The sequence below is a fragment of the uncultured Microbacterium sp. genome, from assembly GCF_937927635.1.
In the GTDB taxonomy this organism is placed as follows: domain Bacteria; phylum Actinomycetota; class Actinomycetes; order Actinomycetales; family Microbacteriaceae; genus Microbacterium.
In genome coordinates this window covers 105,820-119,331 of sequence record NZ_CALBRW010000017.1, presented here as the reverse complement: position 1 = coordinate 119,331, position 13,512 = coordinate 105,820, and the positions used below count along the sequence as shown (strand labels likewise).

Sequence of the window (13,512 nt, the reverse complement as noted above, 5' to 3'; positions counted from 1 at the left end):
TCTCAGGTGGCCAGGTCGGCCCGGATCGGCAGCGGTCCGCCGTGCCGCTCAGCCAATGGACGCGGGCACCTCGTAGTCGGTTGCGGCTAGGTCCAGCTCATCCGGTCCCGAATCGGCGTCGACGATCGAGACGGCGCTCGGACGTCAGACTGCTGAACCTGGGCGATGCTCATAGCCACGTCCTTCGCCTCCGGTGCGCTGAAACGGGCGCGCCAGACCTGCGCATCCACGGCGCTGAGGCTCACCACCGCTCCATCGCACTCGGCGAGCCAGAGCGTCTCGGCAGCTCCGGGGGAGCCAGGATGTGGCCCGTCCGGATCGTTGGGTTCGACGAGCATAGACAGCACCATTCGCGCGGTTTGTTCGTCGGTCGCCAGTTCACTCAAGCTCGGCCTCGCCGGTTCCTCTCGGCGTTCGTCACCGACGAGGTGCGCCGGCAACCCCGGTGGATCAGCGGCGCGGAGGTGCGCTATGCACCGTCGCTGGCGTCGTCCACGATGAGCCCAGCCTCGACCAGCGCCGCTCGCACGGCCTTGCGGTCGACACCCATCCGGCGACCGATCGCCCGCATCGAGACTCCCGCTCGCGCAAGCCGCACGGCCTCCGCCTTCTCGTCGAGGCCCAGCCCCGGCCGACGACTCGGCACGTTCCGGCGGCGGAGGTGGGAGAACACCGTGGCACGATGGATTCCGTACCGCTCCGCGAGCTGCTTGACGCCCATCCCGCCCAGGTAGTCGCCGATGAGAGCGTCGACCTCAGCAGCGGTCAGAAAAGTTTGAGCCGTCTCGACAGTCCTCACGACTGGCCCCCGATCGTCCCTCGGAGCGCTGAGCGGGGGACGCCGCGAGACCTCGTAGACCCCACGATTCATGCGGGTGACGAGGGTCTTCGTCTTGGGGGCGGAGTTGCCGAACGTGCTATCCAGGCACCCCAAGGAAGACCAGCGATCGAGTCCGTTCGACTCGCGAGGTCGATGAGACGAGAAGCCCCGGCATCCGGATGCCGGGGCTTCTCGCATCTAGACTCGCCCTGTGGTCACGCGTGTTCTGGTCGTGGATGACGAGCCCCAGCTCGCCGAGCTCATCGCGCGTCATCTGCGCCGGGAGGGGTACGAGGTCACGGCGGTGGGAGACGGCATCGCCGCCCTGCTGACCGCACGCACCGAGGAGTTCCACCTCGCCGTCCTCGACGTCAATCTGCCGGGGATGAACGGATTCGAGCTCGCGACGCGATTGCGCGCCGACGATCCCCGCACCGGCATCCTGCTGCTCACCGCCCGGGACGCGGTGGGAGACCGGGTGCGGGGGCTGGACTCGGGCGCGGACGACTACCTCATCAAGCCGTTCGAGTTCCCGGAGCTGTTCGCACGCCTCCGCGCCCTGCGCCGCCGCGATCATCTGGAGAGCAGACTGCTCGAAGTCGGGGACATCACGGTGGCGGTGGACGGTGCCGCCGCGCAGGTGGGCGGGACCGACGTGCCGCTCAGCCGACGTGAGTTCGACCTGCTGCGCGCCTTCCTCGAGCGCCCCGATGAGACGCTCACGCGCGAGTGGATCCTGACCGAGGTGTGGGGCTCCCCGCACTTCGCCTCGAACGTCGTGGACCAGTACGTCGGCTACGTCCGGCGCAAGCTCGCCGACGCCGGATCGGGCGTGCGCATCGAGACCGTCCGCGGCGTCGGTTTCGTGCTGGCGACCGGTGCCGACACCGAGGAGAACCGATGATGCGGATGCTGCGCCGGCTCTCCATCCGCGCGCGCATCATCATCGGCTCCACCGCCGTCGTCATCGTCCTCGTGCTGGCGGCGGGGACGGCCGTGTACGCCCAGATCTCCAGCATCGCGGTGTCGCGCGAGAAGGCCGTGCTGCACGGCATCGCCGAGGTCTATCGCGGGATCATCAAGGAGGATCCCGCTGAGCCGTTCGAGAAGCCAGGGGTCGACCAGCATGTCGCGATCATCGCACCCGACGGGGCGGTGCGCATGGATACCCTGCCGAAGGACCTCGCCGAGCACCTGGACGAGCTCACCGAGCCGGGGCCAACGCTGCGCGAGTTCCGGTTCGGCGAGACCTATTACGTCTACGTCGATGTCGTCGACACACCGCAGGGCTCGTGGAAGGTGCTCGTCACGCGGGAGAGCGACATCGCCGCCGGGATCGTCTCCGGCGTCAGCGCCCTGCTGTGGACCCTGTTCATCGCCAGTGCCGTGCTGTTCGCCGCGGGCGCCTGGGCGGTCGCGACGGCGGCGCTGCGTCCGGTGGAGCACCTGCGCCGCAGCGCCGAGCACCTCGCCCTGCAGCGCGGGGAGACGGGTCTGCTGCCGGTCAGCGGCACCGGCGACGAGATCGATGCGCTGGCGCGCACGTTGAACGGGCTGATCGAGGACGTCCGCGCCGCCAGCGCTCGTGAGCAGCAGATGGTGGCGGATGCCAGCCACGAGCTGCGCAATCCGATGGCCGTGCTGCGCGCGCAGCTGGAGCTCGTGGACGGCGCCGATCCGGATGCCGATCGCGAGCTGCTCGGGCAGGCGCGCGCCACTCTGAACAGGCTGATCCGTCTCGCGCAGGCCATGCTCGAACTCTCGCGCATCGAAGCGGGATCCGCCCCGGAGCGGACGTCGCTGCGCGTGCTCGCCGAGGAGGTCACGGAGCGCGTCGATCGCCTCCGCTGGCACCTCGCCGAGCCCTCCTCCGAGCTCCGCGGCGAGATCGACCTCGACATCGCCCTGCTCACGCCGGACGCCACGGCGAGCCTGGATGCCGCCGGCATCGGCCACGTCGTCGACAACCTCGTCGACAACGCGCTGCGCGCCGCCGCCGCCGGCGAACCGGTGCATGTGCGAGTCGCACTGCGACAGGAGCAGGACGGACTCGAACTGCTGGTGTCCGACGACGGCCCCGGATTCGATCCGCTCATCACGGACCGCGCGTTCGAGCGGTTCACCCGCAGCGAGACATCCGACTACGCCGGGGGCGGGCTGGGCCTGGCCATCGTCGCCAGGGTGGCGCAGCTCGCCGGCGGTCAGGCGACGATCTCCTCCGCGCCGTCGCGCGGTGCCGAGGTCGGCATCCGGGTGCCCGTCTCACGCCCGGCATCCGATCGCCGATCGCCGAACACCCACCAGCGGTAGGCGCAGAACCGCACCGCCGATCCCAGCAGCAGACCCACGACGTTCGCGGAGATGTTGTCGTCCAGCGCGCTGGTGAGCCCCAGCACGTCGCGGGAGACGACCAGGCACAGCAGCGACACTCCCCCGCCGATCAGGCTGGCGATGAGGAACTCGGCGGCCTCCCGGCCGGTGTCCGAGCGGCGGTGCTCCTTGAACGTCCACGAGCGGTTGCCGATCCAGTTCACGGCGATCGCCAGCACCGTCGAGATCGCCTTGGCAGCCACCGGCCACCAGGCCCAGCCGAAGGGTGTGTGCGCACGCAGCAGGTTGAAGACGCCGACGTCCACGATGAAGCCCATCCCGCCGACGACGCCGAAGCGCACCAGCTGGGTCATCAGCGCACGTCCGCGCTCCCGGAGCGCGGGACGCTCAGGCGTGAGCGTGCTCACGGGGTGCCTCCTCGAACACCGCCGGGCGCCGGTGCAGCAGCCGGGCGAAGCCCCAGGCCGTGACCTGGCGCATCGCCTCGACGATGATCCGCCCCGACATCTTCGACTCCCCGCCCCCGCGGACATCGAAGGTGATGGGGACCTCGACCACGCGCGCGCCCTCCGCGACCGCGCGATCCAGCATCTCGATCTGGAAGCAGTACCCCTTGCTGCTGATGCCCGCCCGGATGATGCGATCCAGTGCATCCGCACGGAACACCCGATAGCCGCCGGTGATGTCGTGCTGCGTGAGCCCGAGCATGATGCCGGCGTAGGCGCTGCCCGCGCGCGACAGCAGCAGCCGCTGCCATGCCCAGCCCGGAGCGGAGCCGCCCGACACCCAGCGCGAGCCGATCACGAGGTCTGCATCCCGACTCGCGGCGAGCAGCGCGGGAAGGTCCTCGGGACGGTGCGAACCGTCGGCATCGCTCTGCACCACGACGTCGTACTCATGCCGCAGCGCCCAGCTGAATCCGGCGAGGTAGGCGGGCCCAAGACCCTGCTTGAGCGTGCGGTGCAGCACGTGCACGGCGGGGTCGGCGTACGAGATCGCATCCGCGAGCGCGCCGGTCCCGTCGGGAGAGGAGTCGTCCACCACCAGCAGATCGGCCTCGGGGGCGGCTGCGCGCAGTCGATCGATCATGCCCGGGAGGGTCTCGGCCTCGTTGTAGGTCGGCAGGATGACGACGGTCTTGTCACTCATGGTGAGCTCCCTTGGTGAATTCGTAGATGGTGATGCGGTGCACGAGCTGCGTCGACGAGAGGGTGTAGCCGCTGCTGCGCAGGGCGCGCTGATCAGCGGATGCCGTGCTCGCGCCCTTCGACTCGAGCAGCCACACGGTGTTCTCGTGCAGCTCCGGCGCGATCGTGGAGACGGATGCCAGCTGGTCCCAGAGTCCCGCGCGCTGGTCGTACGACGTGACGAGCTGCGGATCCTGGAGACCTGCGAAGTCCTGCGGATAGAGCCGGAAGCTCAGCCGCGCGGTGCGGGACGGGCGCGGGCCCTCTCCGAACAGCACGGTGTCGCCGACCTGTGCGTGCTGCCCGATCGCCTCGGCGGCGAATCGGAAGTCGGCGCCGCCGTCCTTCGCGTAGGGCGTGCGCTCGTGCAGGTACTGCGGCATCGTGACGCCCAGCACGAGCGCGGTCAGGAGGAGCCCGGCGACGGGCACCAGTGCACGTCCGCGCTTCGCGACGCCATCGAGGATGCCGGTGAAGCCCCGCGCGGCCAGCAGTGTCACAGCGCCCAGGCTCACGGCCAGGTACCGGGGGTTGTAGGTCGGCGAGATCAGCACGTCCACGGCGAGGAGCGCGAGGGCGGGTGCCACCAGCCAGGTGAGAGCCAGCAGCGCGGTCGCGCGCTGACCGGCCGCCCGCAGCGCGACGACCGCTCCGATCACGATCAGCGCCCACAGGACGACGGCGACCGGAAGGCTCGAGAACCACGGCGTGATCAGGATGCCTTTGGGTGACACGTAGCCGCGGTGAGCGAGGAAGCTCACCTGGTTCCGCTGGAGTGCGGCCAGCGTGATGATGGGGAGAGCCCCGACGAGTGCTCCGCCCGCGGCGACGGCCATGCGCCGGCGCAGCTCGGCGGCATCCGTCCTCCGCGCCTGTCGCGATGCGAGACGCGGGAACAGCAGCAGCAGGCCGCACAGGGCGAGCGGAACCAGCAGCAGGTACAGGAAGAACCACGCGAGCACCCCGGCTGCCAGGCCGAACAGCATCCAGCGTCTGCGCGAGGCATCGCTGCGCAGCAGATGCGTGAACAGCACCGTCAGCCAGACCACGGCAGCCGCCGTGATGGCGTACCCGCGGGTCTCGATGGCCAGCGAGCTGGCGCGCGGGATGACGGCGACCAGCACGCCCGCGATGATGGCAGTGCGGCGGTCGAACCACCTCGATCCCAGGGTGATGACACCGGCGGCGAGGGCGCCGATCGCGATGGCGCTGAGCGCTCTGGTCGCCCACTCCCCCGTGCCGAACGCCCACATCCACACGTGCAGCAGCATGTAGTACAGCCCGTGCACGGCGTCCACGGCGCTGAGCTCCTGCAGCAGGCTGGGCAGCGAACGCTGTCCGGACATGACGCTGGCGGCCTCGTCCCCCCAGTACGAGGGGATGCCCGCGCCGATGTAGTCGACGAGCGCGACGGCCGCACCGACCCCCACGGGGACGGCGAACCGCCGCATCCCCGCGCGGCCCCGTGGAACCGTGTCGCTGCCGCCCATCGGGCGCTGCTGTGTGATGACCATGAGACGAGCCAAGCCGGGCACGTTCAGCGGATGCTATGAAATCGGCGCCGCGCATATGAGAGTCCTCACACGAACGCCGGGCGAACCCGCACGTGGATAGCATCGAGACGTGGACATCGAACGGGAAACGGGCATGCAGCTCGACGCCGAGGCGTTTGAACAGCTGGTGATCGATGAGCTCGACCGGCTCCCCGATGAGATGGTCGACGGCCTGGAGAACGTCGTGTTCGTGGTGGAGGACGAGCCGGAGGACGGCGAGGATCTCTTCGGCCTGTACGAGGGCACGTCGCTCACCGAGCGGGATCAGTACGGCCTGGGAGAGCTCCCGGACCGCATCGTGGTCTATCGCCGTGCGCATCTCGCGGCGTGCGCCGACGAGGACGAGCTGCGCGATGAGGTGCACACCACCCTCGTGCACGAGATCGCCCACTTCTACGGCATCGACGACGCGCAGCTGCACGAGCTGGGGTGGGCATGAGCACGCCCCGTGCGACACCGGTCATCGACCAGCAGCTCACCGCGGCTCCCCTGGTGCCGTGGCAGCTGGTGGTGTGGGATGACCCGGTGAACCTGATGAGCTACGTGGCACGCATCTTCCGCACTTACTTCGGGTATCCGAAGGAGAAGGCCGAGCGACTCATGCTGGCCGTGCACAACGAGGGTCACGCGATCGTGGCGACCGGGCCGCGCGAGACCATGGAGATGCATGCGCAGGCCATGCACGGGTTCGGGCTGTGGGCGACCGTGCGGAGGGCGGATCAGTGAGCGGTGCTCCCCTGTCGATCGACTTCGCCGAGGTCGAGGGCCGTCACCTGCTCGCCATCGTGGACGAGTACGTCGCCCTGCTCGATGGCCCGCGCGATGCGAAGGATGCCGGTGTGAACCGGCTCGCGCCCGACCCGTACCCCGATGACCGCGACGCCGCCGACGAGTACCGGACCAGCACCCGCGAGGACCTGCTGGACACTCGCCTGGCCGAGGCGCTCTCCGTGCGCACCGCGCTGGAGGGCTTCGAGAGCCCCGCCGGCGCGGATCTGGAGACCCGCACGATCGAGATCTCCGCGGCCGACCTGGATCCGTGGCTGCGCACGCTGTCCGGCATCCGCCTGGTGCTGGCCACCCGTCTGGGAATCGGCCGGCACGACGCGCACGACCAGGAGGATCCGCGCTTCGGCACCTACGACTGGCTCGGCTATCGGCTCGAGCTGCTGGTGCAGCTGGCCGACCGCCACGACGCCTGAGACTACGGCGTGCGCACGACGACGTCGGCGAGCTCCTGCGGGCGGTGCTGCGCGATATGCGCCTCCTCCTGCTCGGCCCACATGTCCCAATAGGGACGGAATCCGTCGCCGTCGCGTGCCAGCGCACGCCTGCGCCGCGAGTCGCTCGGGCCGTCGACCCAGACCGTCACGTCGCCCAGGCGAGCGGGGGTCGCGGTCAGCGCACCGCAGCCCTCGACCACCAGACCCAGAGCCGGGTCGACGGCGTGAGCCTCGGCCTCTTCACCGCGCTCCCAGTCCCATCGCCGCCAGATGCCCAGCTCCCCCCGGGCATGCGGGATCAGCACGGACTGCCGCACCGTCTCGGCGCCCCGTTCGAGCCCGTCCCACCCGGGATACACCGAGTCCAGTGCCACGAGCTGGACGGGCGTGCGCAGCGGCCAGGCGCGGATCAGGCGCTCCGTGAGGCTGGTCTTGCCCGCACCGCTGCGCCCGTCGATGATCACGACCGGGTTCGACGTCGAAGTGGCGACGACGGCCGCGCAGATGCGCTCGATGGCCGCGGCGAGCACCTCGCCGAACGGGTCGCTACTTCTTGAGGGCACGGATGATGCGGGTCAGCGCTCGACCGGTCACGCACACGAACGGAATGGCCACCGCCAGCAGAGTGACGATGTTCGGCTCGAACCGCAGCCCCTCCTCGCGCCGCACGTAGACGCCCAGCGGGATCGCGGCACCGCCGCCCGTGCCGCCCTCTCCGGCATCCGCCTTGCCCCCGGCGAAGCCGCTGATCGTGAGCGCGACCGGCGTGACGCTCACGCCGTCCACGTCGATGGCGTCGCCGTAGGCGCGTCCGATTCCGGAGGCCACGGACTGCTTTCCCAACTCCAGTGCGATGTTCGGCATCCCTCAACGCTAGTCCAGGCGGCGGCCCGTGCGCGGTTCACTCCCGTCCGAACGGACGCGGCTGGTCACTGCCGCGATCTCCCGCACGGCCAAGATGCCGCGCGCGCGTGATCATGCCCGCACCGAACCTCGCTCTGGCGTCGTCGAGCGCGCCCTCCAGCCGGCGCTGATCCTCGTCGTCGTCCCACAGGGCCAGTGCCCCGCCCGCCGACTCGCGCAGCTTCTCGGCGCGCACGCCTACCAGGCGCACAGGGTCACGACGCTCCAGCTGATCGAACAGACCCACCGCGGTGTCGCCGATGCGCTGGCCGACCTCGGTCGGCTCGGGAAGCGAGGTGGTGCGGGTGAGAGTCGAGAAGTCCGCGAACCGGATCTTGATGGCCACCGCACCCGCCTGCCAGCCTGATGACCGCAGGCGTGCACCCACGCGATCCGACAGCCGCAGCAGCTCTGCGCGCAGCACGGCGGCATCCGTGACATCCACCTCGAACGTCTCCTCGTGACCGACGCTCTTCTCGATGCGCGCGGTCTGCACAGCGCGGGCGTCCTCGCCGCGGGCCAGTTGCTGCATCCGCAGCGCGAGAGCGGGTCCGACGGCGCGCGACAACGACTCCAGCGGCGTCTCGCGCACATCGCGGATGAGTCGGATGCCGCGGCGCTGCAGCGTCTCGACGGTCTTCGGCCCCACGCCCCAGATGGCGCCGACCGGCCGCGGGTCGAGGAACTCCTGCGTGCGCGCGGCGGGCACGATGAGCATCCCGTCGGGCTTGGAGATCGTGGAGGCCATCTTCGCCACATGCTTGGTGGCGGCGACTCCGACACTGCAGGTGATGCCCACCTCGTCGCGCACGCGACGACGCAGCAGCACGGCGATCTCGCCCGGACTCCCCCACAGCCGACGCACGCCCCGCACGTCGAGGAAGGCCTCGTCGATGGACAGCTGCTCCACCAGCGGGGTGACACTGCGGAACACGTCCATCACGGCCTCGGAGACGGCACGGTACTTGGTGAAGTCCGGCGGCACGATGCGGGCCTGCGGGCACAGCCGGACAGCCTGCGACACGGGCATGGCGCTGCGCACGCCGTACCGGCGCGCCTCGTACGAGGCGCTGGAGACCACCGAGCGGCCGTCGGGCGCCCCGATGATCAGCGGCAGGCCGCGCAGTGACGGGTCGTACAGCACCTCGACCGACGCGTAGAACGCGTCCATGTCGACGTGCAGGATGCCCGTGCCGGTGTCGTCCGCACCCTCGCGCGAGACGATGCGCCCCGATCCGTCACCGCGTCCCATCCCCCCATTCTCGTCGAGGCCGCCGACATCCGTTCGCAGATTCTTGACCGATCGGTCAAAACTCGACGTACACTGGCATCGACCCCCGATTCGGGAGCCATTCTTTCTGCAAGGAGGATGAGTTCAATGAAGAGGTGGACACGCTGGCAGGACTGGGTGGCCGTCGCCGCCGGACTGTACGCCGCCCTGGCGAGCAGCTGGACGACGCCGCGCACGGGCGCGACGATCTCGATGATGGTCGTGCTGGGCATCCTGATGATCGCCGCTGGAGTGTGGAGCCTGGCGATGCCGGGCATGGTGTCCATGGAATGGGCTGTCGCCGTCATCGGCGCGCTGCTGTTCCTGTCGCCATGGTTCGGATCGTTCGCGGGCTCGGCGGGTCCCGCCTGGACCGCCTGGATCTGCGGTGCCGTCGGAGTGATCGCCGGCCTGTGGGCCCTCGCGCCCGCGGAGAAGGCGCACCACGCGATGCCCGGTGGGCACCGCGCCGCGCACGCCTGAACTGCTCAGCGAATCAGAAGCCGGGGCGACGGGAGACCGCCGCCCCGCATCTTGGGAGGGTCCCGATGGCCGACGACACCGACCGCCTTCACGCGCGAAGTCGCATCCTGGACGCCGCCGAGGTGCTGTTCGCCAGGCACGGGTTCGACGGCACGTCCACGGCACGCCTCGCCCACGCCGCCGGCGTGCCGAAGGGGCTGCTGTTCTACTACTTCCGCACCAAGCAGGACATCCTCACGGCGCTTCTCGCGGAGCGCCTGAGCACGGCGCTGGATCCGGAGACGCTGATCGCACCCGGTGATCCCGTGAAGACTCTCGTCAACGTCGCGGACCGGGTGCTCGGCGACCGCGCGGCGTCCGCCGTGCTGCGCGAGGTGGTCTGGCACGAGGCGCACATCCGGCCCGAAGTGCGGGAGGTCCTCACGCGCTACCGGCACGCACTGCACGACGCGATCGAGCGCGCGCTGCGGGCCAGCCTGCCCGGCACGGTCGACGTGCACGCGCTGCGCGCCGCAGCCGCGGCCTGGTCGGCCACCATCACCGCGAGGCCGCTGGAACCGTCATCCGCCGACCGTCGCCACCTGCACGAGGCCGCCAGTCTCCGCGCCATCGCGCGGCTGCTGAGCGTCGGGCTGCTGTCCACGACGATGGCGTCCTGAACAGCAGCGCGACGACGCTTCGACAGGCTCAGTGACCCCTGCACCTACTGAGCGGCGCGCTCCAGGATCAGCTCGCGCACGCGGGCCGCATCGGCCTGGCCGCGCATGGCCTCCATCACGGCGCCGATGATGGCGCCGGCGGCCTGCACCTTGCCGTCCTTGATCTTGGCCATCACGTCGGGCTGAGCGGCCAGCGCGTCATCGATGGCCGCGATCAGCGCGCCGTCGTCGGAGACCACGGCCAGGCCGCGCGCATCCACGACCTCCTGCGGGGTGCCCTCACCGGCGATCATGCCGTCGAGCACCTGACGGGCCAGCTTGTCGGTCAGCGTGCCGGCGTCCACCAGCTGCTGCAGGGCCGCGACGCCTGCGGGCGTGACGAGCTCGGTGGCCTCGCGCTCGGTCGCGTTGGCGATACGGGTGATCTCACCCGTCCACCACTTGCGGGCGGATGCCGGAGACGCGCCCGCGGCGACGGTGGCCTCCACGACTTCGACCAGACCACCGTTGCGCACGTCCTGGTACTCCTGGTCTGTGAAGCCCCACTCGGCCTTCAGCCGGCGGCGACGGGCGACGGGCTGCTCGGGCAGCGCCGCGCGGAGCTCCTCGACCAGCTCGCGAGAGGGCTGCACGGGCACCAGGTCGGGCTCCGGGAAGTAGCGGTAGTCATCGGCATCCGACTTCGGGCGCCCCGGCGAGGTGACGCCGGTGTCCTCGTGCCAATGCCGCGTCTCCTGCGTGATGGTGCCGCCGTCGGCGAGGATGGCGGCCTGGCGCTGGATCTCGTAGCGCACGGCGCGCTCCACGGAGCGCATCGAGTTGACGTTCTTCGTCTCGGTGCGGGTGCCCAGCTTCTCCTGACCGCGGGGACGCAGCGACACGTTGGCGTCGCAGCGCAGGTTGCCGCGCTCCAGCCGCGCCTCCGAGATGCCCAGGACCTTCGCGATGTCGCGGATGGCCTCGATGTACGCCTTGGCGTATTCCGGCGCGCGGTGCCCGGCGCCGAAGATCGGCTTGGTGACGATCTCGACCAGCGGCACACCTGCGCGGTTGTAGTCCACCAGGGAGTAGTCGGCGCCCTGGATGCGGCCGGTCGAACCCATGTGCGTGAGCTTGCCGGCATCCTCCTCCATGTGCGCGCGCTCGACGGGGATGGACACCAGCGTGCCGTCCTCGAGCTCGATCTCGACCGAGCCCTCGTAGGCGATGGGCTCGTCGTACTGCGAGATCTGGTAGTTCTTGCCCATGTCCGGGTAGAAGTAGTTCTTCCGGGCGAAGCGGCAGGACTCCGCGATCGAGCAGCCCAGCATCAGGCCCAGGCTGATCGAGGAGCGGATGGCCGTGGCGTTGACCACCGGCAGCGAGCCGGGCAGCCCCAGGTCGACGGGCGCGATGAGCGTGTTGGGCTCGGCGCTGTGGTACTCCTCGTTGGCGGGGTTCGGCGCATCGGAGAACATCTTCGTGCGGGTGTTCAGCTCGACGTGCACCTCGAAGCCGAGCACCGGCTCGAACAGCTCGAGAGCCTTGTCGTAATCCATCAGCTTGACGGCGGCCATCAGCGTGCTCCTCCCAGGGTGGGTGCCTTCTCCAGCAGCGGTGCGCCCCACTCGTCCAGCAGCAGCGCCTCCAGCGCCGCACCGACGCGGTACAGGCGCGCGTCCTCGCGGGCGGGGGCGAGGAACTGGATGCCGACGGGCAGGCCGTCCTCGGGCGCCAGGCCCGACGGGATCGAGATCCCGGGGATGCCGGCGAGGTTCGCCGGGATCGTCGTGAGGTCGTTCAGATACATCTGCAGCGGGTCGTCGATCTGCTCGCCGAGTTTGAACGCCGTGGTGGGGGCGGTGGGCGTCGCGATGACGTCGACCTGCGCGAACGCGGCGTCGAAGTCGCGCTGGATGAGCGTGCGGACCTTCTGCGCGCTGCCGTAGTAGGCGTCGTAGTAGCCCGCCGAGAGCGCGTAGGTGCCCAGGATGATGCGGCGCTTGACCTCGGGGCCGAAGCCGACCTCTCGGGTGAGCGACATGACGTCCTCGACGGTGCCACCGCCCTGCGGCGTGACACGCAGGCCGAAGCGCACTGAGTCGAACCTGGCCAGGTTGCTGGAGGCCTCCGCCGGGAGGATCAGGTAGTACGCGGCCACCGCGTACTCGAAGTGCGGGGCCGAGATCTCCACGATCTCCGCACCCTGCGCCGCCATCAGCTCGAGCGAGGCGTGGAAGGACGAGGCGACGCCGGTCTGGAAACCCGAGTCCGGCAGCTCCTTGACGACACCCACCTTCAGGCCCTTGAGCACCTGACCGGTGGCCCCCTCGCGGGCGGCTGCGGCGAACGACGGCCACTCCTGCGGCAGGGAGGTGGAGTCCTTCGGATCGTGACCGCCGATCACGTCGTGCAGCAGGCCGGCATCCAGCACCGTGCGGGTGACGGGACCGACCTGGTCCAGGCTCGAGGCCAGGGCGATGGAGCCGTAGCGGCTCACGCCGCCGTAGGTGGGCTTGACGCCCACGGTGCCGGTGACGTGCGCGGGCTGGCGGATCGATCCGCCGGTGTCCGAGCCCAGCGCCAGCGGCGCCTCGAAGGCGGCGACGGCCGCGGCCGAACCACCGCCGGAGCCGCCGGGGATGCGCTCCAGATCCCAGGGGTTGTGCGTCGGGCCGTAGGCGGAGTGCTCGGTGGAGGAGCCCATCGCGAACTCGTCCATGTTGGTCTTGCCCAGCGGGACGAGTCCGGCTGCGCGGGAGCGGGCGACGACGGTGGCGTCGTAGGGCGAGAGGTACCCCTCGAGGATCTTCGAACCGCTCGTCGAGGGCTGATCGTTCGTTACCAGCACGTCCTTGACGGCCAGCGGCACGCCGGCGATCGGGCCGAGCTGCTCGCCTGCCGCCCGACGCGCGTCGATGTCCGCCGCGGCGCGGAGGGCACCCTCGTGGACGTGCAGGAAGGCGTGCACGTCGCCGTCGACGGCGGCGATGCGGTCCAGGTGCGCCTGCGTGGCCTCGACGCTGGAGATCTCACCGGTGGCGAGCTTCTCGCCGAGCTCTGCGGCGGTCAGGCGGATGATGTCGCTCACTGCTCCTCGCTCC

Annotated in this window: 17 protein-coding genes; 7 read left to right on the top strand and 10 right to left on the bottom strand. The window is 70.2% G+C overall.

The annotated features are described in order from the left end of the window. Positions 1–86 precede the first annotated feature (86 nt). Both Q0568_RS07180 and Q0568_RS07175 read right to left on the bottom strand, forming a co-directional pair. Positions 87–338, bottom strand: a complete 252-nt coding sequence (locus Q0568_RS07180) for a hypothetical protein (protein ID WP_298864523.1) — start codon at positions 336–338, stop codon at positions 87–89. A gap of 131 nt (positions 339–469) precedes the next feature. After that, a complete protein-coding gene (locus tag Q0568_RS07175) occupies positions 470–799 on the bottom strand; it encodes a hypothetical protein (protein WP_036283758.1) in 330 nt (109 codons plus the stop codon). A gap of 232 nt (positions 800–1,031) precedes the next feature. Here Q0568_RS07175 and Q0568_RS07170 point away from each other — a divergent pair, with 232 nt between their 5' ends. Both Q0568_RS07170 and Q0568_RS07165 read left to right on the top strand, forming a co-directional pair. Further along, a complete protein-coding gene (locus tag Q0568_RS07170; RefSeq protein WP_298864517.1) occupies positions 1,032–1,724 on the top strand; it encodes a response regulator transcription factor in 693 nt (230 codons plus the stop codon). Then, positions 1,721–3,130 carry a HAMP domain-containing sensor histidine kinase gene (locus Q0568_RS07165; protein ID WP_298864514.1) on the top strand — a complete coding sequence of 470 codons (1,410 nt, stop codon included), beginning with the start codon at positions 1,721–1,723 and terminating at the stop codon, positions 3,128–3,130. Before Q0568_RS07170 ends, Q0568_RS07165 begins: the two co-directional genes overlap by 4 nt. Here Q0568_RS07165 and Q0568_RS07160 read toward each other — a convergent pair. Genes Q0568_RS07160 through Q0568_RS07150 form a run of 3 tightly spaced genes read right to left on the bottom strand, consistent with a single transcriptional unit; the run spans position 3,022 to position 5,852 of the window. After that, complete coding sequence (locus tag Q0568_RS07160) at positions 3,022–3,558, bottom strand: GtrA family protein (protein ID WP_298864511.1); 537 nt, start codon at positions 3,556–3,558, stop codon at positions 3,022–3,024. The genes Q0568_RS07165 and Q0568_RS07160 overlap by 109 nt on opposite strands. Beyond that, positions 3,539–4,300, bottom strand: a complete 762-nt coding sequence (locus Q0568_RS07155) for a polyprenol monophosphomannose synthase (protein WP_298864508.1) — start codon at positions 4,298–4,300, stop codon at positions 3,539–3,541. The genes Q0568_RS07160 and Q0568_RS07155 overlap by 20 nt, the downstream gene beginning before the upstream one ends. Continuing rightward, positions 4,293–5,852 carry a glycosyltransferase family 39 protein gene (locus Q0568_RS07150; protein WP_298864505.1) on the bottom strand — a complete coding sequence of 520 codons (1,560 nt, stop codon included), beginning with the start codon at positions 5,850–5,852 and terminating at the stop codon, positions 4,293–4,295. Before Q0568_RS07150 ends, Q0568_RS07155 begins: the two co-directional genes overlap by 8 nt. Positions 5,853–5,985: 133 nt before the next feature. Here Q0568_RS07150 and Q0568_RS07145 point away from each other — a divergent pair, with 133 nt between their 5' ends. From Q0568_RS07145 to Q0568_RS07135, 3 genes are read left to right on the top strand one after another with little or no spacing between them, the layout of a single operon-like run. Then, complete coding sequence (locus Q0568_RS07145; RefSeq protein WP_298865245.1) at positions 5,986–6,330, top strand: metallopeptidase family protein; 345 nt, start codon at positions 5,986–5,988, stop codon at positions 6,328–6,330. Then, the gene (gene clpS, locus Q0568_RS07140) at positions 6,327–6,617 is read left to right on the top strand and encodes an ATP-dependent Clp protease adapter ClpS (RefSeq protein ID WP_298864502.1); all 291 of its coding nucleotides are present in this window, start codon (positions 6,327–6,329) and stop codon (positions 6,615–6,617) included. The genes Q0568_RS07145 and clpS overlap by 4 nt, the downstream gene beginning before the upstream one ends. Beyond that, positions 6,614–7,093 (top strand): DUF2017 family protein, encoded by a 480-nt coding sequence (locus tag Q0568_RS07135; protein ID WP_298864499.1) that lies wholly within the window; start codon positions 6,614–6,616, stop codon positions 7,091–7,093. Before clpS ends, Q0568_RS07135 begins: the two co-directional genes overlap by 4 nt. Before the next feature lie 2 nt (positions 7,094–7,095). Here the strand turns inward: Q0568_RS07135 and Q0568_RS07130 are convergent, their stop codons facing one another. The 3 genes from Q0568_RS07130 to dinB are packed head-to-tail and all read right to left on the bottom strand — an operon-like array spanning position 7,096 to position 9,269. Further along, positions 7,096–7,677 (bottom strand): hypothetical protein, encoded by a 582-nt coding sequence (locus Q0568_RS07130; protein WP_298864496.1) that lies wholly within the window; start codon positions 7,675–7,677, stop codon positions 7,096–7,098. Further along, entirely contained in the window at positions 7,661–7,978 is a 318-nt protein-coding gene (locus Q0568_RS07125; RefSeq protein ID WP_298864493.1) for a hypothetical protein, read from the bottom strand. The genes Q0568_RS07130 and Q0568_RS07125 overlap by 17 nt, the downstream gene beginning before the upstream one ends. Positions 7,979–8,015: 37 nt before the next feature. Beyond that, positions 8,016–9,269, bottom strand: coding sequence for a DNA polymerase IV (dinB, locus tag Q0568_RS07120; protein ID WP_298864491.1), 1,254 nt, complete (start codon positions 9,267–9,269; stop codon positions 8,016–8,018). Positions 9,270–9,395: 126 nt separating this feature from the next. Here dinB and Q0568_RS07115 point away from each other — a divergent pair, with 126 nt between their 5' ends. Both Q0568_RS07115 and Q0568_RS07110 read left to right on the top strand, forming a co-directional pair. Further along, positions 9,396–9,770, top strand: coding sequence for an SPW repeat protein (locus Q0568_RS07115; RefSeq protein ID WP_298864488.1), 375 nt, complete (start codon positions 9,396–9,398; stop codon positions 9,768–9,770). 65 nt (positions 9,771–9,835) lie between these two features. After that, positions 9,836–10,429, top strand: coding sequence for a TetR/AcrR family transcriptional regulator (locus tag Q0568_RS07110; protein WP_298864485.1), 594 nt, complete (start codon positions 9,836–9,838; stop codon positions 10,427–10,429). Positions 10,430–10,473: 44 nt separating this feature from the next. Here the strand turns inward: Q0568_RS07110 and gatB are convergent, their stop codons facing one another. Together gatB and gatA are read right to left on the bottom strand one after the other, a co-directional pair. Continuing rightward, complete coding sequence (gatB, locus tag Q0568_RS07105; protein ID WP_298864482.1) at positions 10,474–11,985, bottom strand: Asp-tRNA(Asn)/Glu-tRNA(Gln) amidotransferase subunit GatB; 1,512 nt, start codon at positions 11,983–11,985, stop codon at positions 10,474–10,476. Beyond that, positions 11,985–13,499, bottom strand: coding sequence for an Asp-tRNA(Asn)/Glu-tRNA(Gln) amidotransferase subunit GatA (gatA, locus tag Q0568_RS07100; RefSeq protein WP_298864479.1), 1,515 nt, complete (start codon positions 13,497–13,499; stop codon positions 11,985–11,987). Before gatA ends, gatB begins: the two co-directional genes overlap by 1 nt. Positions 13,500–13,512: the final 13 nt, after the last annotated feature.

Coding starts and splice junctions, on each gene's coding strand:
- Q0568_RS07180 (WP_298864523.1), bottom strand. CDS start 338: ATGCTCGTCGAACCCAACGATCCGGACGGGCCACATCCTGGCTCCCCC.
- Q0568_RS07155 (WP_298864508.1), bottom strand. CDS start 4,300: ATGAGTGACAAGACCGTCGTCATCCTGCCGACCTACAACGAGGCCGAG.
- Q0568_RS07150 (WP_298864505.1), bottom strand. CDS start 5,852: ATGGTCATCACACAGCAGCGCCCGATGGGCGGCAGCGACACGGTTCCA.
- Q0568_RS07115 (WP_298864488.1), top strand. CDS start 9,396: ATGAAGAGGTGGACACGCTGGCAGGACTGGGTGGCCGTCGCCGCCGGA.
- Q0568_RS07165 (WP_298864514.1), top strand. CDS start 1,721: ATGATGCGGATGCTGCGCCGGCTCTCCATCCGCGCGCGCATCATCATC.
- clpS (WP_298864502.1), top strand. CDS start 6,327: ATGAGCACGCCCCGTGCGACACCGGTCATCGACCAGCAGCTCACCGCG.
- Q0568_RS07110 (WP_298864485.1), top strand. CDS start 9,836: ATGGCCGACGACACCGACCGCCTTCACGCGCGAAGTCGCATCCTGGAC.
- dinB (WP_298864491.1), bottom strand. CDS start 9,269: ATGGGACGCGGTGACGGATCGGGGCGCATCGTCTCGCGCGAGGGTGCG.
- Q0568_RS07145 (WP_298865245.1), top strand. CDS start 5,986: ATGCAGCTCGACGCCGAGGCGTTTGAACAGCTGGTGATCGATGAGCTC.
- gatB (WP_298864482.1), bottom strand. CDS start 11,985: ATGGCCGCCGTCAAGCTGATGGATTACGACAAGGCTCTCGAGCTGTTC.
- Q0568_RS07125 (WP_298864493.1), bottom strand. CDS start 7,978: ATGCCGAACATCGCACTGGAGTTGGGAAAGCAGTCCGTGGCCTCCGGA.